The organism is Desulfosarcina sp. BuS5 (assembly GCF_028752835.1).
Taxonomy (GTDB): domain Bacteria; phylum Desulfobacterota; class Desulfobacteria; order Desulfobacterales; family BuS5; genus BuS5.
The window spans coordinates 2740051-2755671 of sequence record NZ_CP087952.1; the positions used below are offsets into that span (position 1 = coordinate 2740051).

Sequence of the window (15621 nt, forward strand, 5' to 3'; positions counted from 1 at the left end):
TATGGGAGTCAAAGATTATATCAGGGCAAGATTCTTTCCGCATATCTGGTGCCCTGGCTGCGGGCACGGCATAGTGCTAAACAGCCTGCTTACAGCCATAGAAAAACTTGGTTTAAGTAAAAATGATATTGTATTTGTTTCCGGAATAGGGTGCTCTTCCAGAATTTCGGGATATGTCGATTTTCATACTCTACACACTATCCACGGCCGGGCCGTTGCCTTTGCCACGGGTGTTAAAATGAGCCGTCCTGGGCTGAATATTATAGTACCCATGGGTGATGGTGATGCTTTGGCCATAGGTGGAAACCATTTTATACATGCAGCCCGGCGTAATCTTGATCTTACTGCAATCGTAATGAATAACCGCATCTACGGAATGACCGGGGGGCAGTTTTCACCCTTGTCGGGATATGGCGTCAAAGCCACTACCGCCCCGTATTATAATATAGATCACGGATTTGATATAGCAGAGCTGTCTGTTGCTGCCGGGGCGACATTTGTGGCACGCTCAACCACCTATCATGTTAAACAGCTTACAAATATATTTTGTAAGGCCATCCTGCACAAGGGCTTCTCCGTGGTTGAAGTCCTTTCCCAATGTCCGACGTACTTTGGGAGAAAAAATAATGCCGGCAGCGCTGTAGATATGATGGAGTTCTATAAAAATAATACCATACCCAAAGGATCAAAGGCTAAAGATGAGAATCCGGATCTGATTGAACGGGGTATTTTTGTTCAAAAGAAACTGCCTGAATACTGTGAAGAGTATGATAAAATTATTAAAATAGCAAAGAACCGGAGTTGATTATGAAACGAAGCAGACTGGTTTTTACAGGTTCCGGAGGGCAGGGAGTTATAACCGCTGCTATTCTTGTTGCTGAAGCCGCCGTACTTCATGAGAATCTTAATGCTGTTCAGTCTCAAGTATACGGTCCTGCTGCAAGGGGCGGGGCTGCTCGAAGCGATGTGATAATTGCGGATTCAACAATATATTATCCCAAGGTTACCGAACCCAATCTGCTTGTATGCTTGACACAGGAGTCCTACAATAAATATTCTTCCATAATCAGGCCGGGCGGGCTGCTCCTTACAGATACGAAATACGTAAAAACAGAAAGAAGGGTATCCGCTAATCAGGTGGAACTCCCAATTTACGAAACAGTACTTAAAAAGATCGGCAAACCGATTGTTTTTAATATATGTATGCTGGGTGTTATAATCGGGTTAACGAAAATCGTACAACCTGACTCGGTCATGAAGGTGCTTAGCTCGAAATTTTCGCCTGCTCTCCAAGCCATAAACAGGAAAGCTCTTGAACTGGGTATTGAGTTATGCATTGACACGCGGCCGAATCAGCCTTTCATATAGAGACGAAAGCCGTTCCGTCGGTCTGTTGTTTTTAAGCGCGATTCCCAAAGCTTTTTTCATACCGACAATTATTACCAAACGCTTTCCCCTGGTTATGGCGGTATAGACCAGGTTCCTCTGAAGCATGGGATAGTGGCTGGTCATTAATGGGATGATGACGGCAGGATATTCCGACCCCTGTGACTTGTGAACAGAAATAGCATAAGATAGTGTAAGCTCATCAAGTTCCGTGAAGTCGTATTCTACTATTCTTTCGTAATACTTCACAAAGACCCTTTTTTGCCCTTTGTCGATTGAATCAACAATTCCGATATCGCCATTAAAAACATCTTTTTGGTAATTATTCTTTAAATGCATTACTTTGTCGCCGGCCTTGAACATGGTGCCCCTGTTCTCCACAGAGAGGGTGTTATTGTTAAGAGCCTGTTGAAGCACTTGGTTGAGATTTATGGTCCCTACTTTTCCTTTGTGCATTGGGGTAATTACCTGAATTCCTTCAAGACGATGGAGATAAAATTTTTCAGGGATTCTTTTTGTGCATAATTCCAGAATTGTTTCCACAACAGAATCAGGGTTTTCCTTTTCTATAAAATAGAACTCTGAATGCACCTTTTCCGCTTTTAAATCAGGCTGCTTGCCATTACGAATATTATGCGCATTAATAACTATTTGGCTTTCTTTGGCCTGTCTGAAAATTTTTTTCAGTTCAAATGTTTTAATGATCCCGGATTTGATTATATCTGAAAAAATATTGCCCGGCCCTATTGACGGCAACTGAAAAACATCACCAACTATTATCAGGACTGAAGTTAAAGGGATTGCGTTAAGAATATGAAACATCAGGATTATATCTACCATTGAGGCTTCATCTATAATCAGCGCATCTGCTTCTAGAGGATTGTCCCTATTTTTTTCAAAACATTCATCCGACGGGTTGTAGCCTAGCATTTTGTGTATAGTGGCCGCCTTTTTATCGGTAACTTCTGATAAACGTCTTGCAGCTCGGCCGGTTGGCGCGGCAAGGAGAATCTTTTTTCCAAGAATTTCAAAAACAATGGTAATGGCGCGGATTAGAGTAGTCTTGCCTGTCCCCGGTCCTCCGGTGATTACAGCAATCCTGTGGGCAATGATTTCTTCAATTACTGCAAGTTGGTCCGGTGAAAGATTTATGGAAAGTCTTTTAAGCGTTTCTGCTGTTATTATATCCTGACCTATATCCTGAAACATAACCGGAACGGATAAGAGCGCTTTAAGTTTTTCGGCAACGCCTTTTTCCGCCTGGTAAATTATTTTTGAATAGACTGCCCGGCAGTCGTGATCCTTAACCGGTTCATCAATAACAATATCCCCGGATTTCACAAGTTCTGCCATGCTATCATTGATTAAAGTGGTTTCAACGCCTGTAAGCCTGTTGCAACCACTTATAAGCCTCTCCTCAAAAACAAAAACATCGCCATTTTTTATAGCCCCTTCAATAAAATAAAGAATAGAAGCTTTAATTCTCTCTGGAGAGTTTGCAGGCATACCGAGTTTTATGGCCATGAGATCAGCGGCATGGAAATCTATGCCATCGATTTCTGTTGCCATACAATAGGGATTTTTACAGATAAGATCCACCGCATCACGGCCGTATTTCTTTAAAATTCTAGCACTTAATGATGCGTTTAAGCCATGCTCACTAAGGAAAATCATCAGTCTTCGTATTGCATGGTGTTCTTCCCAGGCCCTGCCGATAATTGCCGCCTTTTTTTTTCCTATTCCGTCAATTTCGAGCAGTCTATCAGGTTTTTTTTCTATTATCTCAAGTGTATCCTCTCCAAACCGGCTTATCAGACTCTCGACCAGAGCAGAGCCTATGCCCTTTATCAAACCTGATTTAAGATATTTTCTAATGCCGTCAACCGTTGCCGGAAGCGTAACTTCAAAGCTTTCTATCCGGAACTGTTCTCCGTACCTTGGATTTGTTTCCCATAAACCTTTTATTTCCAGGGCTTCTCCGGGATTCACACAGGGCAGATAACCTATGATGGTTACAAGATTATTAATCTTCTCTGTTCTGAATTTTGCGATCGTATAGTGGTTTTCTGCGTTGAAATAGGTAATCTGTTCCAGATGTCCGGCCAAAGATGTCAAATTTGGAGATGTAATATTTAGCGATGTCATATTATATTGGTATAATGGGGGATAATCCAGTTGACTGCATGATACAGGTCCTTTGCGATAAAATCCGGGCGAATATTTTTTTCTATAAGAGTTTCTTCAGCTTTATTTCCGTTGCCGGTTCTAACCAGAACATTCAGTCCGCACCCGGCATTAACAGCGCATTCGATATCTTTGGAACTGTCGCCCACCATTACGGCGGAAGAGATATCAAGCTTGTATGCTTTTTGAGCCATATAAATCAGACCCGGTTCAGGTTTACGGCATCGGCATCGGTCTTCGGGCATATGAGGACAGTAAAAAATATCATTGATAAGTCCTCCACCTTTTTCAATTTCCCGCATCATCCTGCTGTGAATATATTCGAGACCTTTTTTAGATATCATGCCTCTGTTTATTGCAGACTGATTTGTTATTATAAAAACAATAAATCCGTTTAGCGTCAGCCGCTTGACGGCCTCAATACTGCCAGGCAAAAACTGAAACTCAGGCCAGCTTTTAATATAGTCCGGTGAATCATGATTTATAACGCCATCCCTGTCCAGAAAAGCAATCTTTTTAATAGGCCTCGATGAAGTCAATCCTTTAATAATCGGCTTTTGCGTCATTATTTTTTTTGTCTTCTTTATCCATTTGTATAGATTTATTATATTCTTCTATCTCGGCGTTTAATTCAGCCTTATTTTTTTTATAATTTTCAATCTTCTCTTTTATCAATAAAGCCTTTTTATTATAGCTTTCAACCTGCGCTTTGGTTTTAAGATTTTTTTTGGTGTTCGCAAGTTCTGCATTCTCCTTTTTCAAAAGAATGTATTCTTGTTCCAATGCATTTTTTCTATTATTCAAATTTGCGGCAGGATCATTACTTGTATTATCAAGAGGCCCATCTTCCTCGGGCTGAATTTCTGCGGACTCTTCAGCATACCCGGATTCTTTAGATGACTCGGTTTTTTTTTCAGGCTCACCATATTCTATAACCCCGGGTCTTTGATTCTCAGGCACTTCGCTTAAATTATCCGTAAAAAAAATATTCCCTTCCTTGTCAATATACTTGTAAAATTCTGCAAATGCACCAACAGTGCTGAATAATAAAGCGATTAATATAATAAAAAGTCTAAGTTTCATGGGATTTCCCTCATTATAATCAATTAGTGCTTGAACGAAAACCCTATTAATCAAAATAAAACAAGGTGTTATTGTTCGTTTATTTAAATGAAGTTTTAGGTGTTAGGTTTTAGGTGTTAAAGGAAAAATAAAACATGTTTAGAGCTAATACATACCTAATACATACCTAAAAGCTAATCGCTTTAAATCTTCGTTTAAAAAAAAAGCTGGAAATAGTTATTTTATCAACATGATAGATAGTTTTCGTTCGGGCACCAATTAGGTAAGTTATAGATTTCCAGACCTATAAAAGTTCAAACATATCTTTACCCGCTCCGCATATTGGGCACTCCCAGTCGTCCGGCAGATCCTTAAAGGCTATGCCTGGTGCAACGTCGCTGCCCGGATCTCCTTTTTCAGGATCATAAACATAACTGCAAACAGAGCATTGATATTTGGGTAATGATGCCGTTTTTTTAACCTTCGGAATAAAGGTCGGAGCGGTTTTAGGGGTTGTACCCCGTTTTACCTGGTGGTAATAGGCATAGGTCATCCGTTCCCCGTCTTTTAGCACCTCAGCCGCCGTCATTTCACCGATAAACAGGGTATGGGTCGTCAGCTCTAATTGATTAATTACTTTTGCCTCAAGATAGGCCACCGTGTTATCCAAAATCACCGGAACATTTGTCTCACTTTTCCGATAATTAATATCAGCGAATTTATCAACTTCTCTTCCCGACTTAAATCCAAACTGGCCGATCAGGCTAAGCGGGGCATCCTGGGCAAGAATGGAGACGCCGAACAGATTACTGGAAGAGATAAATTCATGGGTAAGATTCTGTTTGTTAATACCTATGGCAATGGTAGGGGGTTCAGACGTCACCTGAAAAACGGCATTAGCGACCTGCCCGTTGATTTTGTCGTCTTTTGTTGAAGTTATCAAGTAAAGACCATAGCTAAGCTTATATAAAACCGTGGGATTCATTCTTGGACTCCTTTAATCATAAAATCAAGTATGTTTTGCAATATCCATTTATTCCGCCATTTATCTTCAAGACCCTTGATCGGGACTATTCAATAACTTTTCCAGATGATCACCGTCAAAGCCGACCATCACCTCGCCGCCGACAGATATCACAGGCACAGATGTGGCGCCTCCTGAAATCTTCCTCATTTCTTTTAGTGCTTCGCTGTCCGCAGCGACATCATAGGCTTCATACTCGACTCCTTTTTCGGAAAGAAACTCTTTCGCCTTTTTACAATAGGAGCATGTTGACGTGGTATATATCTTCACTTTTTTTGCCATGGTGTTTCCTCACCTCCTTATTAATAAACCCGCATACCGCAAGCCTGTCAGGCGGTTATAGATTTTCAGATAATTACCCGATTTTAAAAATTGGCACAAGGCCAGAGGGGGTAGGGGTTCAAAATTTTGAACCCCTACTTCGACGACCGATAACGCAGTGAAATTATTTATGTGAAAATCTATAGGTTTAAATTTGTTCCCAGGTGATACAATCCTGGGGGCAGTTCTTGATCGCCTCTTCCACCTCGGATTCAGGATAGTTTGTCAGCTCACAAACTTCTACATAACCTGCCTCATTAATCCTGAAAACTGAAGGCGTTACTTCGATGCAGATTCCGCATAAAACGCATTCGCTAAGCTCAACCACCGGTACTTTCAAAACAATTCTACTCAATCATTACCTTTCTTATGGGTTTTATATGTTACCCCGCTTATTCTTCCAGTTCAAATTCATACTTGGCTGCACCGCTTTTAGCCTCTCCAGGCTTAGGGTTTAGATGCCGTTAACAGATACATTAAAAATGGTATTGCAGAGAGCTTAACTTATGCCTGCTGTTCACTATTTCTCGACAAAGCACAAGTTACTCCCAACAAGAGCAATCCTGCGAAAGCCGCTAAAAGGGATCCTACAAAAATCCAAAGTCTTGACAAGTTATACAAATCCGGATCAGGAAAAGATAGCCCGGATATGAACAAAGACATGGTAAAGCCTATACCTCCAAGCATTGAAACACCCAGGATATGGGACCAACTTACACCCTCGGGTAAGGAGACTATTCCAGCTTTGGCAGCAATATAAGAAAAGAGAGTGATACCGAGTGGTTTGCCGACGCATAGTCCAAGAGTGATACCAAGGGCAAGAGGATGTACGACAGTGTCTGCAATTGACAATCCATGAAACGATAGCCCTGCATTGCAAAGGGCGAATAATGGAAGTACCAGGAAAGCAACCCATGGGTGTAAAGCATGTTCCATCCGTTGCAAGGGTGTCTCAACATCGTGGCACGCCACTTCCAGGGCATGGACAGCATCCAGATGGTCCCGATCCAGGAGTATAGAATATCCACAGCTCTGATCCTCACACTGGAAACCTCCCATAAGCTTTTTTACCTTTTTAACGAATCGGTCGGTATCGTATTTGCCCCGGGCCGGGATAAACATTGCAACCACGATCCCGGCGACGGTCGGGTGTATCCCTGAACCGAGTATCGCAAACCATATACCAAGACCTATGAGAACATATAGTAGTGTCCACCTAATCCAGAAGAAATTGGCTAAAGCGAGTGCAAAAACGAAAAAAATACATACTAAAAGGTAATGCCAAACGATTTCCTGGGTATAAAAAAGGGCAATTATTAGTACTGCCCCCAAGTCGTCGGCAATCGCAAAGGCGGACAGAAATATTCTCAAGCCAACCGGTAACTTTTTGCCGAATACGGCAATGGCACCAAGAGCAAAGGCTATATCCGTGGCCATGGGTATGCCCCAGCCGCCTGCAGTGGGAGTGCCGAAGTTAAAAGCAAAATAGATGGCGCCGGGAACAATCATTCCACCAAGCGCTGCGATTACAGGGAGAAGAGCTTTTTTAGGAGATGAGAGCTCACCCACAAGAATCTCCCGCTTGATCTCCAGACCTACGGTAAAGAAAAAGAAGGTCATTAGGCCTTCATCGATCCAATGGATAAGAGTTTTGGTTACGCTATAGTCACCTATGGCTATGGAAAATCTGGTGTGCCAGAGATGATGGTACGTCTCAGCAAGATAGGAATTAACCCAGACAAGCGCTACGATGGTGGATAAAAGCAATAATAGACTACTGGAGGCTTCATTTTTGAAGAAGGATTGAGCCGGCCTAAAAATTTGATCGGCTATAAGGCTATTACGGATTGGTTGGTATTTACTGAGCATCATATAATTTTTTTGTCTCAGCCGTGTTGAAAAAGTAAGCGACTTCACTTATCGCTATTGTAATTTTTGCCGTTACCGCTTCACTTAGGCTTATCCCTTAAAGATTCCGCCATTTCCTTGATTTGATCCAGATCCTTTGTCATGGCTGCCCAGCCGTACCAATAAGCGTAATCCGGATTGGCATGAAAAACTCCCTGATAGGTCCGCATCCGATGTTTCATGTACATTGTAAACAACACCTGATCTATGTGAGAACCGCCGGTCTGATAAAAATGTAAAAAGTCGGGATAAGCATACGCGTAGTGTTTCGGTTTCTTCAAAATACCGTCTTTATAAAGGGCAGCCACAGCATTTATAGCCTCGGCCATTAGGCGGTCCGCCTTTTTAATCATCTGATCACCCTTTGCAAGTTCTCCCAGGGCGTATTTTGAAGAATGGCATTTTTTGCAGGTTTTGATCATCTTTTTCCGTTCAGACTGCCAGTCTTCTTCGGTTAACCTTACCATGTCGACGGCTTTTACAGCACCAAGGCGGCCGGTAGGTTTGCCATCAGGATCCATGACACCCAACGCCTTGAGGATTGTGGTTTGGTCGGCAGCCCATTGTTTATCCTCCAGCAAGGGCAGCCGCACACCCAAAAAACCCCAGGCCACCTTGTTGGTGTGGGTACCGTTGGGTAGATGACAGAATTGGCAGGTTGGAGCGGCAGCATCCTTTGGTAATCTTCCCCTTTCTTTCATATGGTATCTTTCACCATGTTTTGAGCTTTCATACATCTCCCATTGGGGATGATCAAATCCCATGTGGCAAGTCTGACATGCCTTGGGATCCTGAGCTTCCTTTTTGGAAAAGGTATGCCGGGTGTGACATTCATCGCAGGAATTATTCCGGTAGCAATACCCTTTATCCCGCAACTCCTTTTTCTGTGCTTCAGACTTGATACCCATATTGTGGCAGCCGCCACAGCCTTTGCCACCTTCCATGAGCTCATCCGGCTCCAGATGGATAATCGGCAGAGCATTCAGAGATGTCCAGCCAAAATTATGTTTTCCTTTTGCAAATTGTTCGAACTGCTCCTCATGACAGTCTCCGCAGGTAGCCTCGTCAGGAAACTGGACCAGATGAACAGTCTTTTTACTTTTATGATCCGATCCATGGCACTCATTACAGTAAACATCATTAGCGCTGTGTTCACTACTCTGCCAGTCCTTAACCAGCAAAGGGGTAACCGCTTTGTGACACTTTACACAAACTTCTCCATCATCGGCTGACACCCGAGGCGTCATAAACAAAACAGCAATCAGCGTAGCAAAACAAACCAAATAATAATTTTTCATTATATTATCCTGATAATGTTACGACATTTGGAATAAATGTTCCTCAAAAATAAATAACATTGTTAATCACAATAGTCAATTTTTATTGCAGACGGCGCGGGGTAATTGCATCAAACCTGATATGTTTTTTACCTTCGTTCCCAGGCTCTGCCTTACGCACCAAAACTCACTAAAATATAATACTTTTTATGGGAAGCAGGAGATATAAAATTATTGAGAGCAGTAAAACATATTTCATAACAAGCAGTGTTATAAACTGGCTTTCTTTGTTTGCCCTGCCCGCGTCAGCCGGAATTGTCATTGATTCGTTGAATTTTCTGCAGCAACAGCGAAGAATCAAAATTCATGCCCGAGTTTTAAAGGAGACTCATTTTCATCTTGTTGTAACATCTACAAATATATCCAGTGAAATGAGAAAAATTAAATCATATACAGCAAGATCTATTGTCGATTATCGGGAAGTCAATGGACCGAAATTTTTCCTGGAGCAGTTAAAGTTTTATAAAAAAAAGCCAGTAGTGTCCGGTTAGGTTTTTGCATATTAGACCTCGTACTTTTAGCAATATTAATTAGACGCTATGACATCTAATAATCTGAATATATTTATAATTAAAACTATAGTGTAAAGCTGCATAAAAATTGGACACGGCAATTTTTATGCCATCGTGTTGTTTAAATTAATCCAATAAGTTAGAAATAAAGTTTATAAAAACATTGTCGAATTCAAATACCGAGGTCTGCATATAGCTTTTGTTCTTTGATAATCAGATTATCAGACCATACGTTTTTTTCACCGACACGCGATTCGTTCTGGATGGCGTTTCTAAGCTGACGTATCCTTTTTATTGATACAGGTTCATTAAACTGTTCATGGCAGTATATGTCCAGAAGCAGATAAGTTATTAACCCGCCAAGGATTTGAACCATCAAGCCATATCTACTGTGAGCAATCAAGTGGTACACCTTTAAATGCTTCTTCCACCATTTAAAAAAGTTTCAATATCCCACCGGAGCTTATAAATAGTTGCAATGGGCGCAATCCAAAAAAGTGGGAAAATGTAATAAAAATAAAAAAGTACGAGACAAACGAAGCTTAACGCGATATTTCATAATTGAAAAACCCTATACCCTATAAAGGAGTTCAATTATGAGTCACAAGTTAAGCTCTCAAGAAGATATTACTAATTTTCCAGCCCCAATTAAAGCAATTTTTAAAATGTCTCATAAACTATGGGAAGATGATCAGATTCTTGAAACATCTCAGGATCTTGAAACTTTTGAGCAAACAGTTCTCGAATTAACTACACAGTTACAAGCTGTACTTGTTGAGCATAAAATCCAGAAGTCGTTGGACTCTGAACAGGTTATTGACGATAGTAGAAAGTTAGCAAAAAATCTGCCATGTAAGGTGACAAACAAGGGGTTCCGGGATGTTGTGATTACAACCAAGAGCGGAATATGTATTCTGGTTCATACGCTCTATTGCATTGGTAAAAAAAAAGGGCGTGCCCGAAAGAAAAAACGAAACAAGGGCTTTTACCCAGGTCTTCTATTATTTGGAATATATGATCATTGCACTCCAGGTTTGATTTCCGAAATAGGGGCAACAGTGGCTGCCGCCTGCTCTTTTGAAGAAGCGAAAGATACACTTCTCAGAAATGGCATAGAACTTGACGTTAAAACAATTCGGGACCTGGCATATTGGATGGCGCAACGCGCATGATCAACGCTTATTATTGGATTGCCGGCAGTCTGATACTCAGCTCTCAATCTTGCGATAATCTCGAACTGCTCGTGCGGTATTTACAGGTTCCTATACCAATCACCTTTTGGGCTTTACGTTTCACATAGCCATGTTTTTTGAAAAGCTGTTTGATTATTTTTCTACTTACATCAATTCTGGGGTGTCCAAAAACTCAGTTTTGTGGCTACTTTTTTTGCTCAACTTTTGGCCCTATCATGAGTGCGATTAATATCTTGGCACATTGTTGGGGTCATGAAATGCAGCATTAAAATTATCTTCCCCAACCAAATCCCGGCATTCTTTGCACTCCTGCCATATCCCTGAATGGCTGTTATTGTAATGAAAATGACAGAGCCCCTCGTACTCGTAATGATATTGACAATAATCTCCACCTTTTATAGATGCAAAAGAAGTGTCACAGCAAATCCATTGGTCACAACATTTTGTTTTTATTAAAGGAACAGAATCGTTTCCACAAAAGCTACAATGTTTGCCAGGGATTATTTTTGCTTGCAATCTATCATATGTCATTCAGGCACCTTCAATATTTTCAGTAAAATTTGCGTAGACCATAACAAAATGCCGTCAATAATTCAAAATTGCTGATTGAAAAAAATTATTATTCCCTATATATTCAAATATTTTAACCAAAAAGATGGTTATTGCTATGAGTAAAGTTTCAAAATTAAAAAAAGTAGAACTGCCTGGAAAGACAAAGCAGTTGATCGTACTCGTATAATTAAGTATCAGAAAGCTGAGCTGAAACGTACTAAAAATGAACGAAATAAATACAAGTCTGAACTCCGGAAAAATAGACAAGAATTAGAACAAGAACGTAAAAAGAACACATTGTCGGTTAATAGTAAGGAGGAATTGATTTTTATTTCTTTACGCCTATTTTTGGTCGGACACGTTGGATTCAGAGCAATATCAAGAATGTTTGGCATTTTACAAGCATACCTTGGGATAACCAAAATACCGTGCCCTCAAACGATCATTAACTGGGTCACCAGATATTCACTATCAAAAATCTGGAACTATAAAGGGCTTTCTTCTGTTTCTTTTGATATGGATAAGATTGTAAATGGTGCTATTTGGATGATAGATACCTCAATAGCATTGGGAGCTGGTAAAATTCTTGCTATTTTGGAGCTTAGAACTGATCATTTTAAAAATCATGAAGGTGCTCCAACTCTTGAAAACATCAATTGTGTAGCAATTTCAGTGGCGAAATCATGGACTGGAGAATCCATTGCAAATTTTTTACAAAAGGTGATTCTCATCACCGGAAAACCTGCTGCATATTTGAAAGACGGAGGAATGGACCTCATGAAAGGTGTCAGACTCCTAAATGAAAGAGGATTTTCAAGTTTCTCCATTGATGATATTTCTCATGTTGTTGCCAATCTATTAAAAAAAGAATATACAAAACATCCTTCGTATGACTGTTTTATCTCTGCTTGCGGACAAGCCTCAAAAAAATTTAAGCAAACAGTACTTGCATTTTTTGCACCCCCAAAGGTTTCGACAAAAGCTCGATTCATGAATATTCATCGAATGGTGAAATGGGCTGAAATGGTTCTTAAGCACTCACCACGGGGGCGAGTTTCAAAGGACTCTGTAGTTTCAAAACTTAGGAATTATCTTGGTAAACTTCCTGAATATAAACAGTTTATCAAGCGATTTCTTCGTGATGCATCTCCTCTTTTAAAAAGCCAGGAAATTCTTAAAGCTCAAGGCTTGAATATGAAAACCTACAAAGAGTGCAAAGAACTTTTAAAAAATATCCCTCAAAGCTCTCAAGTACGTATCGGTTTTATTACCTGGATGGAAAAACAATTAATAGTCGCTGAATCATTGGGCATGGGCAATACTGGAATGCCTATTTGTTCTGATAATATTGAATCCCTGTTTGGACTTGGTAAAACACATGGTACAGGAGAAGTAAAAGATGCAAACCGAATTGCACTTCGTTTACCGGCTTTTTGCGGATCTGTTTATCGCCGCTAATATTATCAGACAGCATATAGGGATAGGACTCCCCATCACTGAGGAGCCCTCCCACAGCACCGTACATACGGATCGCGTATACGGCGGTTCGGCTGGTAAAGATAAAATCGGGTGTGAAAAATCCCACCGATTTTACCGGGTTTTCAGAATTCGTACGCTATTGGCATTTCAGCTCCTGCTGCAGTATGCAAATAAGTAACTCATCCATACTCACCACAACCATTTACCCGTACCATTCGGTGCGGGCACCGTTCAGGCCTTCGCCGGGGTGAGTCCTTCGTGGTATCCACGGCTCGTTTCTCCTACGGCTACTATGCCCTCTGCTGACTTCTCCCATGCGGTCAGAGCAGGTTGCCCTGTTCTCAGCCAAAATTCCGTCGCACGCGACTTCTCAAAAGGCATATGGAAGACCTCCCGGGGTAAACACATGTCTTTCAATACGTGGGCGCCGAGTATACGGACAGAGCTTATAATGGATAGAGGACTTTGCCTTGTGTTGCAGGCTCGTCCCACTCATGCACGCCTGACTCGATTTCTGTTCGTCACCCCGTACTTTCGCGGTACCCTGCCTCAGCAGGGCTACTGCCTTCCGAAGCACCGTCACCGATACCCCGTTGTAATACCGCTATACCCTTCGCCTCCATCCGGCTGGGTCTAAGACTTGTCAAACGATTTACTGCATGATACGTTTGACTCACTTTTAAGAACATGTGCCGTGCCCGGCACACAACCAAACACTTCACCTGACCGCCAACAGCTCGGCGGTTTTTGAAAGGCTCTGCACCGCATTAAAGCAGGTGATTTTTCAAGGTTCAGTGCTCCGCTGTGTTGGCGGCAGGTGAGTTCAGTCGTTCGCAGGAAAAGGAGGACATAATGCGCAAGATAAACGGATTCCTTATTGCCGGCATTATCGGAGTTTTAGTTGTTGGTGCTAACTTTGGCATTCAATATGGACGGATAGCATGGGGCAACAAGGATATGTGGTGGACACCCAAGTCAATGGCATTGCCGCTTTCTACGACCCGACACAATTTCGAGCTGTTCGTGAATGGAGATTTGTTACAAGAACATCTCGACAGAGGTTCGTTGTCAGCAACCGACGAACAGGGCAAACGTTACGAGCTGGTGCCGGAAGATATAAAGGTCCGGTTCAACAATTGGCATAAAGTCAAGTCTGCTATGTTGCATACCGCTGTTTGGGAGGCCTTCATGCTTGGAATTTCGCTAATGTCCCTTATTGTTGGAATCAGACAATTCATATCGGAAAACAAAGCAACTGCGAACAACGGCATGCAGGCGGACGCTCGTGCCTCGCGCCGCTGATGCCGGTCGTTCTACCAAGAAAGAGAGATGACAATGAAAAAGTGTCCCTTCTGCGCTGAAGAAATCCAAGCCGACGCTATTAAGTGTAAACACTGCGGTGAGTTTTTGGATGCCTACAACCAACCACGCTTTGCAGAGGAAAAGGTTCAGTGGTATTTCAGAAAATCCTTTATTATTATCGCATTATGTTGTGTGGGGCCTCTGGCGTTGCCCCTGATTTGGTGGCATCCAAAAATGACGTGGGCATGGAAGATCGGACTCACAATAGGAATCCTTGTTCTCAGTTGGATATTGATCCAAGCCACGATGGAATCAATTCGTACTATCAAGGAGTATTACAAGCTAATTGAAGGACTATGAAATGATCGACAGGCAGAACAAATCAGTAAACACCGACGGGCTTACGTCGCGGCTTTATGTAAGTGTACGTGTATTGAAATTTATTATAACCTAAATTGAGCGGTTTTAAGATCGAATCGTATTCTATAATCTCGATGTTCAAGTTTTTGATGATGAACTTGCCAAAAGCACTTAGCAAGGACAATATTTACGTGATAGAGAAGGTGTTGGCCCCAATCTACCTATAGTTCTTCCGCTCATATGTTTTCCCGATGGCATAAGTCGGAAAACTTTTTTGATAACTTGGCCCATTTCTTTAAGTTTTTCACCGGGATCTTGTTGTTGCAGCAAAGATTTGACACATTCCATCAAAACATCCATTTGAGTTTTTCTTTGCAGACTTCCCACGGTAAACACGGGAGTTTTGTTCTCTATGCAGGCCTCCTGCTCAGGGTGAAGGAGGAGGCAATGGTCTAGCAACAGACTCAAGATCAGGCCTCGGCTTGATCCTTCTTCGTCATATTGTTTGGCCTCTTGTCCCCATCCTTCATAAAGCTTCCAGTCTTCAAAAAAAACCTCTACAAGCCATCTCAAAGAATATGCTTGAATAATGTCAACTGTGCGCCAACTCACATCAGTGGCAGCTAAGTAACGGTATTCATCTTCCCCTTCATATTTAAGAGCTATCACAAAAAGCACATTGCCATCGTGTGCATCAACCTTAAGGCGGGCACTGCTCACTGTTGCATTGACTTTTTCACCGCCTCGCACACGAATGGTGCAATTTACACCTTTGTTAATCATGTTGAAATAATCCGTAATTGTCTTTTTTTTACCTTTGTATCGTATATTTTGATTTGACTTTAATTGGCTGATAATTTGCACTCCTCCCAAAATATTAGAGGCTCCATTCATAAATTCTTTTGAACCGTATAAAGCGTCAGCCAATACACATTTAACAGTAATTTTAGGATAATATTTTTTAAAATTCTCAAGTACAGACCTCGGAAAAAAATAGCATT

The 15621-nt window shown here is 41.5% G+C and carries 17 protein-coding genes and 1 pseudogene; 7 read left to right on the forward strand and 11 right to left on the reverse strand.

The window, feature by feature from the left end:
• Window position 1 precedes the first annotated feature (1 nt).
• On the forward strand, window positions 2-805 hold the full coding sequence (locus BuS5_RS13445; RefSeq protein WP_027354050.1) for a 2-oxoacid:ferredoxin oxidoreductase subunit beta: 804 nt from the start codon (window positions 2-4) through the stop codon (window positions 803-805).
• A 2-nt stretch (window positions 806-807) separates the two neighbouring features.
• Window positions 808-1368 (forward strand): 2-oxoacid:acceptor oxidoreductase family protein, encoded by a 561-nt coding sequence (locus tag BuS5_RS13450; protein ID WP_027354049.1) that lies wholly within the window; start codon window positions 808-810, stop codon window positions 1366-1368.
• Here BuS5_RS13450 and recD2 read toward each other — a convergent pair.
• From recD2 to BuS5_RS13495, 8 genes are all read right to left on the reverse strand, one after another.
• Window positions 1330-3531 carry an SF1B family DNA helicase RecD2 gene (recD2, locus tag BuS5_RS13455; protein ID WP_084445980.1) on the reverse strand — a complete coding sequence of 734 codons (2202 nt, stop codon included), beginning with the start codon at window positions 3529-3531 and terminating at the stop codon, window positions 1330-1332. The two genes, BuS5_RS13450 and recD2, sit on opposite strands and share 39 nt — an antisense overlap.
• A complete protein-coding gene (gmhB, locus tag BuS5_RS13460) occupies window positions 3528-4136 on the reverse strand; it encodes a D-glycero-beta-D-manno-heptose 1,7-bisphosphate 7-phosphatase (RefSeq protein ID WP_051374801.1) in 609 nt (202 codons plus the stop codon). The genes recD2 and gmhB overlap by 4 nt, the downstream gene beginning before the upstream one ends.
• A complete protein-coding gene (locus tag BuS5_RS13465; protein WP_027354046.1) occupies window positions 4114-4653 on the reverse strand; it encodes a DUF4124 domain-containing protein in 540 nt (179 codons plus the stop codon). The genes gmhB and BuS5_RS13465 overlap by 23 nt, the downstream gene beginning before the upstream one ends.
• A 283-nt stretch (window positions 4654-4936) precedes the next feature.
• Complete coding sequence (locus BuS5_RS13475; protein WP_027354045.1) at window positions 4937-5617, reverse strand: flavin reductase; 681 nt, start codon at window positions 5615-5617, stop codon at window positions 4937-4939.
• A 66-nt stretch (window positions 5618-5683) separates the two neighbouring features.
• Window positions 5684-5938 carry a glutaredoxin family protein gene (locus BuS5_RS13480; protein ID WP_027354044.1) on the reverse strand — a complete coding sequence of 85 codons (255 nt, stop codon included), beginning with the start codon at window positions 5936-5938 and terminating at the stop codon, window positions 5684-5686.
• A 187-nt stretch (window positions 5939-6125) separates the two neighbouring features.
• A complete protein-coding gene (locus tag BuS5_RS13485; protein WP_232223059.1) occupies window positions 6126-6332 on the reverse strand; it encodes a ferredoxin in 207 nt (68 codons plus the stop codon).
• Window positions 6333-6481: 149 nt separating this feature from the next.
• Window positions 6482-7849, reverse strand: coding sequence for a Na+/H+ antiporter NhaA (nhaA, locus tag BuS5_RS13490; protein ID WP_051374800.1), 1368 nt, complete (start codon window positions 7847-7849; stop codon window positions 6482-6484).
• 77 nt (window positions 7850-7926) lie between these two features.
• Window positions 7927-9183, reverse strand: a complete 1257-nt coding sequence (locus BuS5_RS13495) for a multiheme c-type cytochrome (protein WP_027354041.1) — start codon at window positions 9181-9183, stop codon at window positions 7927-7929.
• Between the two features lie 188 nt (window positions 9184-9371).
• Between BuS5_RS13495 and BuS5_RS13500 the strand changes: the two genes are divergently transcribed.
• Window positions 9372-9713 carry a hypothetical protein gene (locus BuS5_RS13500; protein WP_051374799.1) on the forward strand — a complete coding sequence of 114 codons (342 nt, stop codon included), beginning with the start codon at window positions 9372-9374 and terminating at the stop codon, window positions 9711-9713.
• A 193-nt stretch (window positions 9714-9906) separates the two neighbouring features.
• Here BuS5_RS13500 and BuS5_RS13505 read toward each other — a convergent pair.
• A pseudogene (locus BuS5_RS13505) lies at window positions 9907-10211 on the reverse strand (IS4 family transposase); the annotation flags it as partial.
• Window positions 10212-10330: 119 nt separating this feature from the next.
• Between BuS5_RS13505 and BuS5_RS13510 the strand changes: the two are divergent.
• A complete protein-coding gene (locus BuS5_RS13510) occupies window positions 10331-10906 on the forward strand; it encodes a hypothetical protein (protein WP_027354040.1) in 576 nt (191 codons plus the stop codon).
• 246 nt (window positions 10907-11152) lie between these two features.
• Here the strand turns inward: BuS5_RS13510 and BuS5_RS13515 are convergent, their stop codons facing one another.
• Window positions 11153-11458 (reverse strand): hypothetical protein, encoded by a 306-nt coding sequence (locus tag BuS5_RS13515; RefSeq protein WP_274427730.1) that lies wholly within the window; start codon window positions 11456-11458, stop codon window positions 11153-11155.
• A gap of 405 nt (window positions 11459-11863) precedes the next feature.
• Between BuS5_RS13515 and BuS5_RS13520 the strand changes: the two genes are divergently transcribed.
• The 3 genes from BuS5_RS13520 (at window position 11864) to BuS5_RS13530 (ending at window position 14620) form a co-directional block, all read left to right on the forward strand.
• Window positions 11864-12937 carry a hypothetical protein gene (locus BuS5_RS13520; protein ID WP_274427731.1) on the forward strand — a complete coding sequence of 358 codons (1074 nt, stop codon included), beginning with the start codon at window positions 11864-11866 and terminating at the stop codon, window positions 12935-12937.
• 873 nt (window positions 12938-13810) lie between these two features.
• Window positions 13811-14260, forward strand: a complete 450-nt coding sequence (locus tag BuS5_RS13525) for a hypothetical protein (protein WP_027355182.1) — start codon at window positions 13811-13813, stop codon at window positions 14258-14260.
• A gap of 33 nt (window positions 14261-14293) precedes the next feature.
• Window positions 14294-14620 carry a zinc ribbon domain-containing protein gene (locus tag BuS5_RS13530; RefSeq protein WP_027355181.1) on the forward strand — a complete coding sequence of 109 codons (327 nt, stop codon included), beginning with the start codon at window positions 14294-14296 and terminating at the stop codon, window positions 14618-14620.
• Between the two features lie 171 nt (window positions 14621-14791).
• Here the strand turns inward: BuS5_RS13530 and BuS5_RS13535 are convergent, their stop codons facing one another.
• On the reverse strand, window positions 14792-15493 hold the full coding sequence (locus tag BuS5_RS13535; RefSeq protein ID WP_274427732.1) for a hypothetical protein: 702 nt from the start codon (window positions 15491-15493) through the stop codon (window positions 14792-14794).
• Between the last annotated feature and the right edge of the window lie 128 nt (window positions 15494-15621).

Excerpts from the sequence above, each read along its gene's own strand:
- BuS5_RS13445 (WP_027354050.1), top strand. The coding sequence starts at position 2 with ATGGGAGTCAAAGATTATATCAGGGCAAGATTCTTTCCGCATATCTGG.
- BuS5_RS13450 (WP_027354049.1), top strand. The coding sequence starts at position 808 with ATGAAACGAAGCAGACTGGTTTTTACAGGTTCCGGAGGGCAGGGAGTT.
- recD2 (WP_084445980.1), bottom strand. The coding sequence starts at position 3,531 with ATGACATCGCTAAATATTACATCTCCAAATTTGACATCTTTGGCCGGA.
- gmhB (WP_051374801.1), bottom strand. The coding sequence starts at position 4,136 with ATGACGCAAAAGCCGATTATTAAAGGATTGACTTCATCGAGGCCTATT.
- BuS5_RS13465 (WP_027354046.1), bottom strand. The coding sequence starts at position 4,653 with ATGAAACTTAGACTTTTTATTATATTAATCGCTTTATTATTCAGCACT.
- BuS5_RS13475 (WP_027354045.1), bottom strand. The coding sequence starts at position 5,617 with ATGAATCCCACGGTTTTATATAAGCTTAGCTATGGTCTTTACTTGATA.
- BuS5_RS13480 (WP_027354044.1), bottom strand. The coding sequence starts at position 5,938 with ATGGCAAAAAAAGTGAAGATATATACCACGTCAACATGCTCCTATTGT.
- nhaA (WP_051374800.1), bottom strand. The coding sequence starts at position 7,849 with ATGATGCTCAGTAAATACCAACCAATCCGTAATAGCCTTATAGCCGAT.
- BuS5_RS13495 (WP_027354041.1), bottom strand. The coding sequence starts at position 9,183 with ATGAAAAATTATTATTTGGTTTGTTTTGCTACGCTGATTGCTGTTTTG.
- BuS5_RS13500 (WP_051374799.1), top strand. The coding sequence starts at position 9,372 with ATGGGAAGCAGGAGATATAAAATTATTGAGAGCAGTAAAACATATTTC.
- BuS5_RS13510 (WP_027354040.1), top strand. The coding sequence starts at position 10,331 with ATGAGTCACAAGTTAAGCTCTCAAGAAGATATTACTAATTTTCCAGCC.
- BuS5_RS13515 (WP_274427730.1), bottom strand. The coding sequence starts at position 11,458 with ATGACATATGATAGATTGCAAGCAAAAATAATCCCTGGCAAACATTGT.
- BuS5_RS13520 (WP_274427731.1), top strand. The coding sequence starts at position 11,864 with ATGTTTGGCATTTTACAAGCATACCTTGGGATAACCAAAATACCGTGC.
- BuS5_RS13525 (WP_027355182.1), top strand. The coding sequence starts at position 13,811 with ATGCGCAAGATAAACGGATTCCTTATTGCCGGCATTATCGGAGTTTTA.
- BuS5_RS13530 (WP_027355181.1), top strand. The coding sequence starts at position 14,294 with ATGAAAAAGTGTCCCTTCTGCGCTGAAGAAATCCAAGCCGACGCTATT.